We start from the raw sequence: 16,747 nt of genomic DNA on the forward strand, positions 1-16,747 counted from the left end.
TGAGCCCAAAGATCGGACCTGGTATTACTTAAGTATTTCGTCCGGAACCCGTCATTTTGTTAGGTCTTAAGAGAAACAAGTTGTTCGGGAAGCTCTCGCTTCCATCTGTTTGATATTACTTTCTGATCAGCTTCCATATTCAACGGACAACCATTCATAATTGTATCTGGAGAAGGGAAAGTTGAGCCGCTTCCCCTCCTACTATCCCTATTTATTTTTGATATATAGGATAAGACCTATGACAACAATGGCTAATACACCCAGCACTATCAGGATGTTGTTCCAGTGAATGAACAGGACAAAAAACTCCTTTCATCTGTTAAGTATGAACTATGATTGCGCAGGTACATCCGTCATTTCCATAACCATTCGATAAGATCCCCTACGCGGCTGATAACCCAGCTTTCGGTTGATCGTCAGGATCGGCACATTCGTGGAGTCGTTGTCCGTTCGAATGTAGGCTGCTTTGTGAGCTATGGCCAGCTCAATCGCTTTTATCTTAAGTGCCAGTCCAATACTGCGGCGGCGATAGTCGCGGCTGACCCCGGTATATTCATGGTACATGCCGTTCGTCTTCGCATTGTGAAGCACATTGGTTACACCTACATAACGATCGCCAGCAGCGGCGATAAGAACCTGATCGGGAGAGTAACCATTCGCCATCAAATACCACTTCCGCCATTCGGAGATGACGGGGACCTCTCCAGTGAAGCCTGGTATATCAACGAGGGTTTCCTTGTAAAGCTCATAGAGCTTGAGCTCTCCGGCCTCCTCACCCTCATCGGCAAGTGTCGTAAACCGAATTCCTTCGTTTTCCAGCTGGGCAAAAATATTCCCTCCAACCGTCCCTAAGTCGTCCCTTCCTGCTAACGGAAGTACGGATTGATAGGAATGGCGTTCGACGACAAATCCGTTCGTTTCGGCAAAATGCTGCGATGCCGGGTCATCATCCCAGACTTCGGTTACAATTCTACTAGTTCCTAGCGCAGCGGCCCAGCTTACAGCCTGTTCGAACAGCCTTCTTCCCGCTCCCTGACTCCGAAAGGAGGGGTCGACTACCAGGGTATGATTCAAATTCCCCGGTTCCGTCCAAGGTGCTCTCCAAGTCCACAAATAACCGATAACCTCATCCTGATCAGTGACAGCAGCCAATCTCAGCCGATCATAACCGCCTAACAGCCCGTTCTCATCGATAAACGTCCTGCCGACCGTATACAGCTTGCGGTCATCTTCCTCCAGCTTTGCGGCGTCCACAGGCTCGGACCAATAGGTATTTACCAGCTTGGCAATCGCCTCATAGTCGTCGGGCAGGCGAAGAGGTCTTACAGTAATTGACAATACCATCTCCCACCTTTTAACAAGTTATTTATGGATAATAATGTCATAATAACGAATAGATGGAAAGATAAATTTCTGTTATATCGGTTCTTTCTAACAGTATTGAAGGTTTGGACCCGTGTATTACTGCATCGGCAAGAAAAGTTAATAAATTCGCCTGCCGTTCCATAAGGTATTTAATAGCTGTCATGGTGCCCTGCTTCCCTTACACTCCCTGAGGCATGAGACCCGAAAATCTTATTTGTGCGTTGCGTTCTACATACATTCGAGAGCATTATCCTGCTTCACATCCAGGGGGTTGGGGTAAGGAAATTCTAATTAGAAGGTGGATAATGATTCCAGATGGGGTTATGCTTAAGAATAGACAGCACGAAAGCTGGCAGGAGGTGACCCCGCTGTTTGAATTTCAAGATGTATATAATTTATTAACGCTCCTCAATTATTTGTTTGCCTTAGCCATCATCTTCCTGGAGCGGCGCAATGTTGTAGCCACGTGGGCCTGGCTGATGGTTCTGCTCTTCCTCCCAGGCATTGGATTTATCATTTATCTGTTGGTCGGTAAAACGTTGAACAGCCGAAGAATTATAGCCATGAAGGATGAAACACGGGAGGAATTCAACGCCATATCCCGAACGCAGGCGGAACAAATTGAGCTCGGCGTCATGCATTATGTCGATCCGGCCATGGAAGCTTACCACGACATGATGCACATGAACCTGATGAGCGGCCGCTATTCCATCCTGACCCAAGATAATCAGGTGGACATCTTCACGGACGGCCAAAGCAAGTTTACCTCCCTGTTCGAGGATATCCGTAATGCTTCCCTGTTCATCCATCTGCAATACTATATTGTCCGAACAGATGCACTCGGGCAAGAGCTGCTTCGGCTGTTAACCCAAAAAGCTCTGGAGGGGGTTGAGGTCAAGCTGCTATATGACGATGTAGGAAGCTACGGTATGCAGAAAACATACATCCAGCCCTTGCTTGACGCCGGCGGAAAGGCTGCGGCATTTTTTCCGTCCAAAATCCGTTATTTAAACCTCAGGCTGAATTACCGCAACCATCGTAAGGTTGTGGTTATCGACGGCAAGTGGGGCTATATAGGAGGCTTTAATGTAGGAGATGAGTATTTAGGGAAGGATCCGAAGCTGGGACCGTGGAGAGATACTCATTTGAGGCTGGAAGGCAGTGTCGTTAACGTGCTTCAGGCTCATTTTATGATGGATTGGAATCGAACCCATGCCGCACCCATCAGCTACGATGCCAAATATTTCTCTGAGGACGTCCATCCGCAAGGCGTCGGGATGCAGATTGTATCGAGCGGGCCCCACTCGAATAGACAGCAAATCAAAAACGCCTACATTAAAATGATTCATTCCGCCAAACGAAGCATCTGTATTCAATCCCCGTATTTCGTCCCTGACGAGAGCCTGCTGACTGCGTTGAAAATGGCCGCTTTGTCCGGCATCGACGTCAAGGTCATGATTCCGGACCGTCCGGATCATTTCTTCGTGTTCTGGGCGTCGCGTTCTTATTTGGGCGAGCTGCTGGATAACGGGGTGTGCTGCTACTTGTACGAGGGAGGCTTTCTTCATGCCAAAACGCTGGTGATCGACGGTAAGGTTGCCTCGGTAGGTACGGCCAATATCGATATTCGAAGCTTCAAGCTCAACTTTGAGATTAATGCTTTTATCTATGACACGAAGACGGCCGGCAAGCTTGAAGAGCTTTTTAAGGTCGATCTGGAGCGTTCATTCGAGCTGACTATGGAAACGTACAAAAAAAGATCCTACGTAAGTCAATGTAAAGAGTCCATTGCAAGATTACTGTCTCCTTTATTGTGACGTTTAGCTTTGCAAAAGGTCCATAAATAACAAGCAGCGGCCGCTTAGGCGCCGCTGCGTACAAATCCTTCTTCGTTCAGGTATTCCTCTGCTTCCTCATAGGTTTCGAAAGCGGACTCCAAATGCTGCCTGTCATAGAGGTACCACAGCTCGTCCTCGTAAAAAAGCCGCAGCACAGCCTTGTCTGGTCCGATCCAGAGCTCCTCACTGCTATCCGATGACGGTCCCGAAGCCTCAGCCGAATCCGGCGATAGGGAGCGGATCGACGCTGCCAGCAGGCTGCGCAGCTCCTCCTCTGTAAAATCGCGTATATTGACTAGACCCTTGTCGTCAATAGGATATCCGTCCAGATGACCCGCATAGACGAAGCCGTTCCCGTTCTTATGCAGGTGGTAGACGACATTTTTGCGGTCGAAGCCGCTGTTCTCATATTGAAAATTCACGCGGCCTAGCGAGACATCCTTGCGCGTCAGCTCAGGGAATGACTCGATGATGGCCAGTTTTTGCTCAAAAGTAAGCATGCTCTTTCCTCCGATGTGCTATGTAGCGATTGCGCTGATTATAGCATACGAACTGTAGAAGCTCAAATATATGCAGGTCATTCTGGACAAAACAATTCCTTCGGGGCCATGCTCTGCTTATATGTCTTCAGGTCATACTGCCCTGATGCCGTATCATTAATGAAGGTGAGCTCTATATATTCCCCGCCGCTTCTTCTTACACCGACAATCAGCTCGAAATAGGCTTGACCATGTATGGCATCCACCGGTGATGCTTTAATATCCTCCTAATCGATCAATTCTCCAGCTCTATGCCCTTCGTCTCCTTCCCAAGGAAAAATACCGCCAGGGCACCTATCAGAATCGCTGCAAAGAACAGGTAAAAAATCGTCTGAAGCTCCACCCCGCGAGCTACAAGAACACCTACAAGGAATGGAGCAATGACGCCTCCGATACGGCCGAAGGACGTCGCCATGCCGACTCCGGTGGACCTTACCCGGGTTGGGTACAGCTCCGGCGTGTAGGCGTAAAGACCGCCCCATGCTCCCAGGTTAAAGAACGACAGGCAGATGCCAGCAGCAATCAGTGATGCTTCCGTCTGGGCGGAGCCGAACCAAAGCGCGCTTAGCGCTGTCAATATCAAATACAGCACTAGCACGAATTTGCGCCCGAATTTTTCAATTGCATAGGCCGCAGTAAAATATCCCGGCAGCTGGGCCAACGTCATGATGAGCACGTACTGGAACCCTTTGACCAGCCCGAAGCCCTTCATGACCATAACCGTCGGAAGCCATAGGAACATCCCGTAATACGAGAACACTACGGTAAACCAGAGAATCCAGAGCATGACGGTGGAGCGCAAGTACTGCTTCTGCCACACGGCAGCCCATTGCTCACGAAGTTTCGGCTTCCTTCCCGCCTGATTGCGTACGAATCGCTGAGGCTCTTCTATGGACCTTCTCAAATAGAGCGCATACAACGCAGGTATTGCTCCGATCAGGAATCCTGCCTGCCAGCCGAACCTTGGAATGACGAAATACGAAATAAGAGCCGCCGCAAGCCAGCCGCCTGCCCAGAAGCTCTCAAGCAATACGACTGTCCTCCCTCTCTCCGCTGCCGGCACCGTTTCGGAAACAAGCGTTGATGCTACCGGGAGCTCCCCTCCGAGACCTACTCCTGCAACGAAGCGAAGAATGCACAGCATAGTGAAGCTTGCTGCAAACGCGGACAAGCCGCTTGCAACGGAAAAAAGGAGCAGGGTCCAAAGCAGAATCGTTTTCCGTCCGAAGCGATCCGCCATATAACCGGCCATTGCCGCACCGAATACCATACCAACGGAATTAATGCTAGTAAACACCCCTACCTGCTCCGGAGTCAGATGCCATTGTACGGTCAAGGTCGCTACGATAAAAGAAATGATCCCGACGTCCATCGCATCAAACAGCCAGCTGATCCCCATACTGACCAGCAATGGAGCACGTCTGCCGCTGCGAAGCGCTGTGGAGTTGTTCATGTCAATCCCCTCTATTCTCCATTCTTAGGATGGAAGTTAGTATTTCCAGCAAAGCCTTTTATAACCAAGCATTGTACATCAGATTCTTTAAATAATCTACTCCTGATAGTCCATTCTTTAAAAATGAAAAAAGCAGCTGCCGTAGCAGCCGCTTAGATTGATATACTCAATCGCTGACCGTCTTCTTATTTCTCTTAAAGAATGCCATTGGCAGCCCGAACATTTTGCACGGCGGCTTGACCATTCCGCTGCGAATAAAGTGCAGTGCTGCATTCAGTTCTCCCCCCAGCAGAATGATCATACTGGTTAAATACAGCCAGATGAGCAGAACGATGATGCCTCCGATACTGCCATACGTTTTCGTGTAGCTGTTAAAATGATTCACATAAAAAGAAAACAGCAGCGAGGCGATGATCCAGCCAAAAGTCGCCAATAATGCCCCGGGAATCACCTCACGGAACCTCAAACGAACATTCGGAAGAAACGAATAAATGAGGCAGCACAGCGTCCAAATAACGAGCAGCGGCACGGCATATTGCGCCCAGGACCATACTGTGGAGAAGTCACCGGGAAGCTTGGCGGTCACATACAGCCATTCACCGATTTTACGTCCGAATACCAGCATCACGAAGCTTAGCAGGATCGCTACAGCCAGTACGACGGTCGTTCCTAAGGACAAGAGCCGCACCTTCCAGAAGGGACGATCCTCTTCCTGCTCATAAGCCTTATTAATTCCTTTGATGACCGCATTGACTCCATTGGAGGCCGACCACAGCGTGGCAATTAAACCGATGGACAGCAAGGAACCGCTCCTGGTCTGCTCGATCTCATGAAACACGTCCGAAATAGTCTTGTTCGACAAATCCGGTAAAACCAAGCTCAAGCGTTCAAGCGCCTCATCCGCGGAGAAGCTGGTAAAGCTCATCAAGGTTCCGACAAAGATCAAGAACGGAAAGAAGGAGAGCACTAGATAATACGTCAATTGCGCCGATAAGGCAGGCACGTCGTCATCCTGAAAGCGGCATGCCAAGTTATGAATCAGAGCTGTGATTTTCATCCCCCAGTGGTACCCCCTCTCTGTACGATGGTGTTTGTCTTAAATACAGGATCAAACCGGTATACTTATTTTATACCCAAAAAACGGAATCCCTTCCCAATGGAAAAGGCTTTCCATTCTATAGCTATCATACACAATTTTGCCAAAAGAAAAAAAGCTTGATTGCTCAAGCCCGAATGTCGAATGAAAAAGCTATGGTTTTCGTCGTTGTATCAATTTAGATACGCTCCCTATCTATTGTCCATTCCACCGTTCTCACAAAGCTTACTCCTGTGGATACGGGAACAGTTCACTCATAGGAACGCTTCGGCCTTCCTCGTTTTTGTAAACGACATGCTCGCGCCTAAGCTGCTTCGGGCTCTCCAAACCGCACGCCGCTGCCAGGGAGAACACGCCTTCCCGCATTTGGAGGATATAGTTCATCACGCGCCATTGTTTTTCTTCCGGAGCCAGGGCTGCTTGGTACTTCGGATCCGTCGTCGTCACGCCCGTCGGGCATTTCCCCGTATGACACTGCATAGCCATAATACAGCCGTTAGCCATCATAAACCCTCGTGCGGAATTGACACAATCTGCCCCAAGCGCCAATGCAATAGCCACCTTATCGGGGGTAATCAGCTTCCCGGAGGCAAAGATTTTGATTCGATCGCGCACACCATAAGCTCTGGCGGTATCATCAAGCAGGATAAGAGCCGGGAACAAGGGCAAGCCCATTCCGTCTGCCATTGCCTTAAAGGTTGCTCCAGATCCGCCTTCGCTTCCGTCGACCGTTATGAAATCCGGATAAATTTTTAGATCCCGCATGCATTGAAACAATGGCTCCAGCCTTCTTTGATCCCCTACGACGATTTTGATGCCTACCGGCTTCCCGCCTTCCACCTGCAGCTTCTTGACAAAAAGCAATGTTTCCTCCGAATTCTTGATAAAGGAAAACCGGTTAGGCGAGTTCACCGTTTCTCCGATCTGAACTTTGCGGATAGCGGCAATTTTCTCATTGACCTTGGCCCCTTCCAGATGGCCTCCGCGAATCTTTGCCCCTTGGGCAAATTTCAATTCAAATGCTTTCACATTAGGAATAGCTGCCTGCGTACGAAATTCCTCCATCGAGAAATTCCCGTCAGCATCCCTGAAGCCAAACAATCCTGGCCCAATCTGAACGATTAAATCCGTGCCGGAAGCCAAATGCTCGGGAGCAATCCCGCCTTCCCCGGTATTGAGCCATGTACCTCCAGCCATCCGGGCCCCCGCTCCCGTGGATTGAATATAATGCTCGCCAACCGCCCCGTAGGAAGTGGCTGAAGCGCCGAACATCCCTTTTACCACCCATGGATGTGTGCGAGCCTCTCCGATCATGACGGCATCTTCGTCGGGATAAAGCCAATTTCTGGCCTTTCCCTCCTTCATCCTCTCTCTGCGCGTAAATAAGCCCTCGTTCACGATTTCGTACTTTTTGCCGGTTACATTCTCGCTGTGTTCCACCCGCAGCTCATCAAGAAGCTTAGGGAACAGATCATTCGAAAGATAATATCCGGAGGCTTCATAATCGCGCTTGGACCCAAAGCTGATCAGGTCCGTACGGTACTTCGCCGCAAATACCACCCCGATAAAATCAGACCGGGAAAACGGCTTCCCCTGCGTGTCGTGGTCCAACCAATATTGACGAAACTCAGGGCCGAGCTTCTCCAGCACATACCTGAGCCATCCCAGATAAGGATGGGCGCGGATGATAGAATGCTGCGGCTTTTTCGAAAGAGCGTACATGTAGGCCAATAATGAGACCGGCAGCAAGATCAGGACTAATAACAAAATGATGAGAATCAGCTGCATATTCCTGCTCCTTTTGCTTTAGTAAATAAAACGCAAATTGGTTATAGGTATGCGCGATTTCACCCAGTATGACTAAATAAAGCTAGTTCCATGCTGAATATGGGATTTTATGTGCATTTAGACATTACGTTCCCTCCTCATCCGTTCAGCTTGTCGCGAATAGCTTGAGGATCGCTCTCATAAATTGGAACATAATAACTATAAGGGGTTGATCCATATGGCGGACCCGAATGCCGTCTTCGAGCATCAGTTTTGGCTGCAAATTTTGGGCGATCATTCACGGTTTATACACAGCACGTTATCTTCCTCCGAAAGTAAAGATATCGAGCAGTCCGGCCAATTCATACGCCAGTTTGATACGCTGCTTGAGCGCTCCCGCGGCCCGCTGGATCAAGCCCAGCTCTCGGAACTGAATCATGCTGCCTATCAAGCCACCATCCGTCTTCGTGCTTATAAACTGAACCTGCTGGAGAGAAATCTGCTGAAGTCCGTCAAAATGAATTTAACGCCTACCTTTCTGAACCATATGGTCAATGAGCTGGAGGAATATGTCCGCATTCTCGACGAGCTTCTCGCGGGCAAGCCCGTTCCGCATTATCCTCCTCTTCACCACGATTTGATCTGGTTGTCTGATGCTATTTACCACGCTACCGCTCTTTCCAGCGATTTGGACCCCACAGAGAGACAATGGATTGCCAAGAGCAAAGCATTCGAAAAGCAATTTATTGATTTTTATTTAAAATCGGTAGAATTAGCCGGTTATTTGCGTACGATGAGAAGTCAGTATCCTTCATTCATTAAATTTCATCAAGACGTCAACCTAGAATTAACGATATTCATGGCCTTCTTAAAAGAGCTGGAGGAGCTGGAATTGAATAAGGAGCTGCTGAGCAGCTTGAACCCATTAATGCCCGATCATATGTACCGCGAGGAATGCTATTATTTGAAAAAGCTCGCACAATCCGGCGAAATTCCTGCACCGCCTTGTAATCCCGCCACGCCGCGAGTGGAGCGCTAGAAAAGAAGCTGCGCCCCCTGGAGCTATTGCTTATTCACCTCCTCTTTGTCTTCCCCCGGAATTGATTTATAATGATACAAAAGGAGATGAATTCGCTTTGAAAGATCAACTTATCCAACGATTGACAAGCTACGTCCAAATCGATACGCAATCGGATGCAAGCAGCAAGACCTGTCCTACGACTCCCGGCCAATTGACGCTTGCGCAAAAGCTGGTCGATGAGCTGAAAAGCATCGGAATGTCGGACGTAACGATGGACGACAACGGCTATGTTATGGCCACACTTCCCTCCAATTCTGACAAAGACATACCGACGATCGGCTTTATGGCCCATATGGATACTGCTACGGATTTTACCGGGGCGGGAGTCAAGCCGCAGGTTGTAGAAGGCTATGACGGCAAGGATATTATCTTACATAAAGAGCAGCAGATCGTACTGTCTCCCCAGGATTTCCCGGCATTAGCCGGCTATGTTGGCCATACGTTAATTACGACGGATGGGACTACCTTACTCGGAGCCGATAATAAAGCGGGTATCGCCGAGATTATGACCGCGATGGCGTTCCTGGTTCAACATCCCGAGATCAAACACGGCAGAGTCCGCGTAGCCTTCACCCCGGATGAGGAGATCGGCAGAGGGCCGCATCGCTTCGATGTCGCCGCCTTCGACGCTTCCTATGCATACACCGTGGATGGCGGACCTCTTGGCGAGCTCCAGTACGAGAGCTTCAATGCGGCGCGTGCGCTTGTGACATGCAAAGGCAAAATTGTACATCCGGGAACGGCTAAAGGAAAAATGGTCAATTCCGCGAAGATTGCGATGGAGTTTAATGGAAGACTGCCTGCGCAAGAGGCACCGGAGCATACGGAAGGGTATGAGGGCTTTTTCCACTTGATATCTATGCAGGGGGATGTGGAAGAAACCAAGCTTCATTACCTGATTAGAGATTTTGACAAAACGTCCTTTAACAACCGCAAACAGCTAATGACCCAAATTGCGGCGTCCCTGGAGGATCAGTACGGGAAAGGACGCGTCACGGTAGAAATCGAGGATCAGTACTACAATATGCGGGAGAAAATAGAGCCTGTCCGCCACATTGTAGATATCGCGCGAGAAGCAATGGTAAGTCTGGGTATCGAGCCTGTTATTGAACCGATCCGCGGCGGAACGGACGGTTCGCAGTTGTCCTACATGGGGCTGCCTACCCCGAATATTTTTACAGGCGGGGAGAATTATCATGGCCGGTATGAATTCGTCTCGGTAGATAATATGGAAAAAGCAACTCAAGTCATTATCGAGATTATCAAGCTTTTTGAACAACGCGGCTGAGACTGCCCTCTACTGATGGTACCGAACGTAAGCGGCTGTCGAATGATTTCGACGGCCCTTTTACTATGTAGTAAAACATAAAAAAATCCGCGTAGAGACGCGGATTGATAGGCGTTAGCAGATTCGATTATCAGATAAGGATTAATCAATATCATAGCTGCTTAATGGAAGAACCACAAACCGGAACAGCCATATGGCCAGCAGCAGGAACAGGAGGATCAGACAAAAGTGCTTTTTTCCCAACCAGCCTGCCTCCAAATAGAACTTAAAAGAAAAAGCCAACGCTATGTATAAAAGAAGCAGTGACACGGTAAGCAATAGAAAATAGATCGGGCCGTTAGAAGCAAACCCGGTAAAATGAGAATATCCATACCCTATTAGTACAGCCCAGACTACGATAAGCACCGTCCAGAAAACCCCGGTTAACCGGATGAACTCCCTCGTCTTCCTTGACAGCATCCAGCCGCAATGCCGGCAATGACCCGCATCGATACAGCTTCGGCATAAAAATCGTTTGCAGCTCGGACATTTTCTGACGGACTCTGTTTGAATATGTTCCGAACAGTTCATCGCTACTCTTCCCTTCGTCCCTTTTCCTTATAGACGCAGTTTAGAAAGTTTTGTTTCCGTTAGCTCGTTGCCAAATTGACATAAGTTCGGCTGAAATCCAGCCGCTCCAGGTCGGATTTATCGATGAAAAATTCAAGGATTCCGGCATCCCACCAGCACATGCCTGCTTCGTCCAGGGACGAAACGGATAATAGAGGATGCCAGCTCTTGGCCCCTTGCTTATGCTTATCTTCATTGGCGAGGTAGCCCTCCAGCTGGGGAATGACTTGGGTACGTAGTCGCTGTGCGTAATCCACACTGCCTCTCGCTTCAGCCTCATTAGCCTCCCTCTGAACTTCTTCCACAGTTTTATAATACTTGAAAAGAAGATCCTCCATCCCGTTGCGGCATAAGTAAGCGTCAAGCGGCGTATCTCCCGCCCAGCTTTCAAATTGCCCCCATAAAGTATCGCTATGATGCTCAAGCTTATCGTATACTTCCGAAACCTCATCCATCAATATGTCCCTCACCTGCTCAGGCAAAGTCCAGACAGGATCAAAGGATATCTTATGTGAAACAAAACCGCGATACTCCGCAGCTATTTCCTCCAGCCCCTCCGGCGGTTCCGTCTTTTTCAATAAGCTGACCTCTCCGTCGTAATAATAAATCCGGTGGTCTATATTGTACGCAGGTTCATCCAGGCCCAGGAAGAAGTATAAAATACCCCGCTTCGGAAACCCGTCAAATGGCAAAACGGGAAGCTCCTCCAGATTGATTTGGGCAATGAAGGTCCAGTATTCCCCATCGGAATCAATCGGCCAATCTATGGATGGAGGCAGATCCGGGCATCCCGCAATCCGGCTATTTCCTATGGACGAATAATCCTCTTCCTCCGTAAGTTTATATTGAAGTGAAAGCTCTGCGTGGTCAGCAAGCAACTTTGCCGTTCGTTCATCGAGCTCGTGAGTCTCAATGAACTTTTTCAAATCTTCTAGAACAACTTTAGGAAGCATACTGTAGCTCCTTCCTTCCGCGATGAATTATGACCCGCCTTCAAAACCGATCATTTCTCTTTGTCGTAGTATTCCGCAAAAACATCTGCCAAAGCTTCCGCCGTCTGCAGGCTTTCCTGCAGGGTATTGTTCGTGCCCCCTATTTCCAGCAGCAAGCTTCCCGGCGAAACGGACTGATTGTATTCTCCATTGCCTTGATGGGAGCTCTTCGTAAGAACGCCCCGGGAAAGACCGGGATATTTCTCATCCAGCAGCTTGTCGAGCTTCTCGGCGAACGCTTTGTTCTCAACGTAACCGGAGTGTGCCGTGCCAATGACAAACAAAATGCGGGCATATGATTTTCCATCGATGGTGATCGTTGTTTTATCCCGCGGAACATCCGCATCTCGGTGAATATCGAAGAAATAAGTAAGGGTAGGATACGTATTGATTGCTTTTTGAACGGATTGACGGGAAACGGCATATGCCGAAGAAAAGCCCAGCTTCTGCTGCTTCAGCTTTTCCGCGATATCGTCATTTCCGGCTAATGCAGGGATTCCTTTCTCCTGCAGACGCTGCTCTAACCGTTTCCCGACCAGAGTGATGTTCGAATTAGGATCATCAACCGAAGAGCCTTTCTTGATGCTAGCCACCTGATTCCATGATTCCTGATTATGAGTATGATAAATATATAGTTGCGGCGCGGACGCCTTATTAGCAGCTGATGTAGAAGGTACAACCGGCCTTGCCGTTTCTGTCTGTACGACCCAGCTTGCAACATACGCTTTGGTTTGATCTGGGAGAGAAACGACATACCATTCGCCTTTGGTATCCACAATAGGATAAGAGTCCCCCGGCTTGGCTTTTCCTGTAATATCGTAGTCCGTTCCGGGACCGCTGCGTAAATTCGTAACGTCGGTAATATGAACGACCGCCTTCTGCTTCGAAGGTTCGCCGGGTGCGGTTTCCTTGGGCTCAGGTTCAGCCTTCTCTGGTTTGCTTACGGCTGATACGGAGGGCTCATATTCGATATATTCCCGGAATACCCAACCGGCTTTCTCCTCTGGCAGCTGAATCTGTACCCAGTCGCCCTGCTCCTTTATTACCTCGTACCTGTTCGATGGCCCGATCATCAAGAGGACGGATGAAGACAAATCAGGCTTTGTACGAACATTCAGCCGATCGACTGTGCTTCTCGCAAATGATTTTTGAACCTTCTCATCACGCTGATTGATTGGCGTTTTATTGCTTGGAATGAGGACTGCTGTTCCCTCCGCTCTCTCCTGAGCGTGTATTGGGGTAGCATTATGCGCGCCGATAAGCAGAAAAGAGCCAACGGCTGCGCAAATCACTTTATAACGTAACAATTGCTCTCCAACTCCCTATGCCGATAATGTCCTTACGAATTCGACACAGGCAAGACAAATCCCTCCTAGAAATCCAAAAACCGACAGAATCGTTGGCAAAATATGGACATAAAGTGACAATACGGACAGATAGAAACACTGCAGTTTTCTTCCGGAATCCACAGTAGACCAAAACAGAAAAAAACGCCAGCCGAAGCTCGGCTGACGTCATGAATCCCTATTTCTCTTTTTTAGTAGGCTGTCCAGCCTGCATCCGCCGTTATAACCGTACCGTTGACAAAGCTTGCGTCATCCGATGCGAGGAACAACGCTACCTTAGCTATTTCCTCCGGCTCTCCCGTACGGGGATTCAGGTTAATGCCAGCCATCGCTCTTTCCATCCCGAATGCATTGGGTGAGCTGATCGTTGTGCCGATATTCGTATTGACTCCCCCTGGCGCAATCGCATTGCAGCGAATCCCCAGGCTCGCATACTGAAAGCCTACATTCTTCGTAAGCCCGACAACAGCGTGCTTAGCCGCCGTATACGCGGCGCCTGCCCTGGAGCCATAAAGCCCTCCTGCGGATGCCACGTTAACGATGACCCCGCTTTTTTTCCCGGTAAAGATGGGAAGCACTTTGCGGATGGTTCTCATGGGTCCCGTCGTATTAATGGCGAAGACCCGCTCCCACAGCTCATCTGTCAGATCGGCAGCCGGGACAAAATTATCCATAATTCCGGCATTGTTAACCAAGATATCGACGGTACCATACTTCTTGACCGTAGTATCGATCAGCCGCTGAATATCGTCCTCTTTCGTTACATTAGCAGCAATCGCGATAGCCTGACCGCCTTTGCCCTCAATCTCCGTTACTACGGTTTGGGCAGCCTCTAACTGGAGGTCGGACACGGCCACCTTTGCACCTTCCGCCGCAAATAGCTCGGCCATAGCTCTTCCCATACCCGACGCGGCACCTGTGATGACAGCAACTTTACCGGATAGCTTCATATGGAGCGCCTCCACTTTATTTTTTCGAAATCAGCCGCATTCACTTATAGAGACATTCTGTAAATGGCAACAGTATCCTCGCGGTTCAGCTTGCGAAAATGACCGTAATCTCCATAGATCATGGCCTTATCGGCCATAGTTTCTACCGATGTTTCATCAATCTGGTAATCCTTCAGACGGCTGGGCGCGCCAATGGATGTCCAGAATGAACGCAAAGCTTCAATTCCTTCCTCCGCGATGAGGCGATCCGATTTGCCTTCTGTGCTAACGCCAAACACATTGACCGCGAATTGCTTGAAGCGTTCCACACCTGCATCCAGATTATATTTCATCCAATTGGGAAACAGAATGGCCAGGCCGCCTCCGTGCGGAATATCATGGACCGCAGATACGGCATGCTCCAGATTATGGGTTGCCCAATCGCCGCGAATGCCCATGCTGAGCACGCCGTTCAACGCCATCGTACCGCAGTACATAATCGTCGAACGATGCTCAAAGCTTTGCAGGTCTTGAAGCAGCTTCGGAGCCGTATTTATCACTGTTCTCAAAATGGTTTCGCAGAAGCCGTCCTGTACTGGAGTATTCGGGACGTGATGGAAATAGGACTCCAGCACGTGGGACATAATGTCCACCATTCCGTATACAGTCTGGTCTGCCGGCAAGGAGATCGTATGCTCCGGATCCAGAATCGAAAACTTCGGGAAAGAGTACGGGCTTCCCCAACCGAGCTTCTCTTTGGTTTCCCAGTTGGTGATAACAGAGCCCGCATTCATCTCCGAACCCGTTGCGGCAATCGTTAATACGGTCCCAAGAGGAAGAGCCCCTGCCGCCGCTGCTTTACGTGTAATAATATCCCATACATCACCTTCGTACTTAGCTCCTACCGCAATAGCTTTAGAGCAGTCGATGACGCTTCCCCCGCCCACAGCAAGAATGAGATCGATTTGGTGTTTACGGCATAAATCTACTCCCTTATGCACCGTTGTGAGACGGGGATTCGGCTCAACGCCGCTTAATTCGGTCACTTGGGCACCGATGCCGTTCAAGCTGGCCATCACTTTATCATACAAACCATTGCGCTTGATGCTTCCTCCGCCATAGACTAGCAGTACCCGTTTGCCGTAAGCTTGAACCTCCGTCGCCAATTGCTCCAGCTGTCCTTTACCGAAGATAAGCTTCGTCGGATTTTGAAAAACAAATGAGTTCATTCCGTTTAAGCCGCCTCCTCTATTTCATCAGTTCAGATCCTATTCTACAGGTAACCAACCGGGGGCATTCATAATGCCGTTCCACAAAGGAGAAGGAATCACTAGACGTTCCTGGGCGTCCTTCTTCAGGGTAACTTCGATTTCCGTTTCCCGACCTTCTTCTACCTTCTGAACCCAATCCGGATCGATAAGCAGCTCTCTGCCAAGCGCAATAAGCGGAATACCGGCATCATAAGCCTTCAAAGCTTCCTCTGCGGTATGAATAGAGCCCACACCTATCAATGGGACACGGTCGGCTACTTTTTCCTTAATCAATTCCATTCTTGGGCGATCCAGCTCATCCCCGCTTCTGGCATTAGACCAGAAATCCATTAGGGACACATGCAGATAATCCAGTCCTTTGTTTGATAAGGCTTCTACCAGTTCGTACGTATCCGTCATCGTAATTCCTGGACGCTCCGCTTCTTCAGGGGAGAAACGATAGCCGATCAAAAACGAACTCTTCGCATAACGCTTAGCAGCTCGCTTCACCTCATCGACTACAGCAAGCGGGAACGCCATCCTTTTCTTCAGATTGCCTCCCCACTCATCTTCACGAGTATTGGAATGCGGGGAGAAAAACTGCTGAATCAGATATCCGTTCGCTCCATGAATTTCAATCCCGTCAAAGCCCGCCTCAATGGCTCTTCTTGTAGCTTCCCCAAAATCTTTAATTATAGAAGCCACCTCTTCACTCGAGAGTGCCCGAGGCGTAACGGATGGATTTTGCGAGCTGGGTACGCTGCCGGCGCTGACTACGTCTCCTTGAGGAACTAATTCAGGTGGACACTCCCGCCCCCCGTGAAAAATTTGGAGCACAGCCTTCGAGCCCTTGTCCTTGATCGCCGACGCCAGTCTGCGTAAGCTTGGGATCATTTCATCGCTGTCCGCACTGAACTCCCCGTGAAATCCTTTCCCATTCGGAGTGACATAAGCGCAAGCCGTGATGACCATGCCCACTTGACCGGAGCGTCGTTCATAATAACGGATCTCCTCGTCCGTAACAGTGCCGTCTGGGTTCGAGGACCAATTTGTCATGGGAGCCATCACAATTCGGTTGCTCAATTGGACACCGCTTGGAAAAGTATACGATTGGAATAATGGTTTATAGATTGGGTTCATACAGAATGCCTCCTCCAGGTACAATAAATGTAATCTGTAATCATAATAATAACA

General features: G+C 49.2%; 15 protein-coding genes. 3 read left to right on the top strand and 12 right to left on the bottom strand.

Going from position 1 to position 16,747, the window contains the following annotated elements; all coding sequences use genetic code 11:
• Window positions 1–330: 330 nt before the first annotated feature.
• Window positions 331–1,338, bottom strand: a complete 1,008-nt coding sequence (locus tag ABEA66_RS33120) for a GNAT family N-acetyltransferase (RefSeq protein ID WP_345594335.1) — start codon at window positions 1,336–1,338, stop codon at window positions 331–333.
• A 332-nt stretch (window positions 1,339–1,670) separates the two neighbouring features.
• Here ABEA66_RS33120 and cls point away from each other — a divergent pair, with 332 nt between their 5' ends.
• Complete coding sequence (cls, locus tag ABEA66_RS33125) at window positions 1,671–3,182, top strand: cardiolipin synthase (protein ID WP_345594337.1); 1,512 nt, start codon at window positions 1,671–1,673, stop codon at window positions 3,180–3,182.
• Window positions 3,183–3,226: 44 nt separating this feature from the next.
• Here cls and ABEA66_RS33130 read toward each other — a convergent pair whose 3' ends face one another.
• The 5 genes from ABEA66_RS33130 to ABEA66_RS33150 all read right to left on the bottom strand — a co-directional run bounded on the left by ABEA66_RS33130 (window position 3,227) and on the right by ABEA66_RS33150 (window position 8,079).
• Entirely contained in the window at window positions 3,227–3,703 is a 477-nt protein-coding gene (locus ABEA66_RS33130) for a hypothetical protein (RefSeq protein WP_345594339.1), read from the bottom strand.
• 77 nt (window positions 3,704–3,780) lie between these two features.
• Entirely contained in the window at window positions 3,781–3,948 is a 168-nt protein-coding gene (locus tag ABEA66_RS33135; RefSeq protein ID WP_345594341.1) for a hypothetical protein, read from the bottom strand.
• A gap of 29 nt (window positions 3,949–3,977) precedes the next feature.
• Window positions 3,978–5,195: an MFS transporter gene (locus ABEA66_RS33140; RefSeq protein ID WP_192701738.1), complete on the bottom strand. Its 1,218-nt coding sequence runs from the start codon at window positions 5,193–5,195 to the stop codon at window positions 3,978–3,980.
• 166 nt (window positions 5,196–5,361) lie between these two features.
• Entirely contained in the window at window positions 5,362–6,252 is an 891-nt protein-coding gene (locus ABEA66_RS33145; RefSeq protein WP_079909358.1) for a YihY/virulence factor BrkB family protein, read from the bottom strand.
• Window positions 6,253–6,516: 264 nt separating this feature from the next.
• Window positions 6,517–8,079 carry a glutamate synthase-related protein gene (locus tag ABEA66_RS33150; RefSeq protein ID WP_345594345.1) on the bottom strand — a complete coding sequence of 521 codons (1,563 nt, stop codon included), beginning with the start codon at window positions 8,077–8,079 and terminating at the stop codon, window positions 6,517–6,519.
• Window positions 8,080–8,296: 217 nt separating this feature from the next.
• Between ABEA66_RS33150 and ABEA66_RS33155 the strand changes: the two genes are divergently transcribed.
• Together ABEA66_RS33155 and pepT are read left to right on the top strand one after the other, a co-directional pair.
• Window positions 8,297–9,097 carry a DUF2935 domain-containing protein gene (locus ABEA66_RS33155; protein ID WP_079909355.1) on the top strand — a complete coding sequence of 267 codons (801 nt, stop codon included), beginning with the start codon at window positions 8,297–8,299 and terminating at the stop codon, window positions 9,095–9,097.
• Between the two features lie 97 nt (window positions 9,098–9,194).
• Entirely contained in the window at window positions 9,195–10,427 is a 1,233-nt protein-coding gene (gene pepT / locus ABEA66_RS33160) for a peptidase T (RefSeq protein ID WP_079909354.1), read from the top strand.
• A gap of 141 nt (window positions 10,428–10,568) precedes the next feature.
• On the opposite strand, the gene ABEA66_RS33165 is transcribed toward pepT, so the two are convergent.
• From ABEA66_RS33165 to ABEA66_RS33190, 6 genes are all read right to left on the bottom strand, one after another.
• A complete protein-coding gene (locus ABEA66_RS33165; protein ID WP_345594348.1) occupies window positions 10,569–10,997 on the bottom strand; it encodes a hypothetical protein in 429 nt (142 codons plus the stop codon).
• Between the two features lie 59 nt (window positions 10,998–11,056).
• The gene (locus ABEA66_RS33170) at window positions 11,057–11,989 is read right to left on the bottom strand and encodes a YwqG family protein (RefSeq protein WP_345594350.1); all 933 of its coding nucleotides are present in this window, start codon (window positions 11,987–11,989) and stop codon (window positions 11,057–11,059) included.
• Window positions 11,990–12,039: 50 nt separating this feature from the next.
• Window positions 12,040–13,335 (bottom strand): stage II sporulation protein P, encoded by a 1,296-nt coding sequence (gene spoIIP / locus ABEA66_RS33175; RefSeq protein WP_345594353.1) that lies wholly within the window; start codon window positions 13,333–13,335, stop codon window positions 12,040–12,042.
• 230 nt (window positions 13,336–13,565) lie between these two features.
• Entirely contained in the window at window positions 13,566–14,324 is a 759-nt protein-coding gene (locus ABEA66_RS33180; RefSeq protein ID WP_345594355.1) for an SDR family oxidoreductase, read from the bottom strand.
• A 44-nt stretch (window positions 14,325–14,368) separates the two neighbouring features.
• Window positions 14,369–15,532, bottom strand: coding sequence for an iron-containing alcohol dehydrogenase (locus ABEA66_RS33185; RefSeq protein ID WP_345594357.1), 1,164 nt, complete (start codon window positions 15,530–15,532; stop codon window positions 14,369–14,371).
• A gap of 39 nt (window positions 15,533–15,571) precedes the next feature.
• Window positions 15,572–16,693: an NADH-dependent flavin oxidoreductase gene (locus ABEA66_RS33190; protein WP_345594360.1), complete on the bottom strand. Its 1,122-nt coding sequence runs from the start codon at window positions 16,691–16,693 to the stop codon at window positions 15,572–15,574.
• Window positions 16,694–16,747: the final 54 nt, after the last annotated feature.

Origin of the sequence: Paenibacillus vulneris, assembly GCF_039543185.1 — a bacterium.
GTDB lineage: Bacteria > Bacillota > Bacilli > Paenibacillales > NBRC-103111 > Paenibacillus_S > Paenibacillus_S vulneris.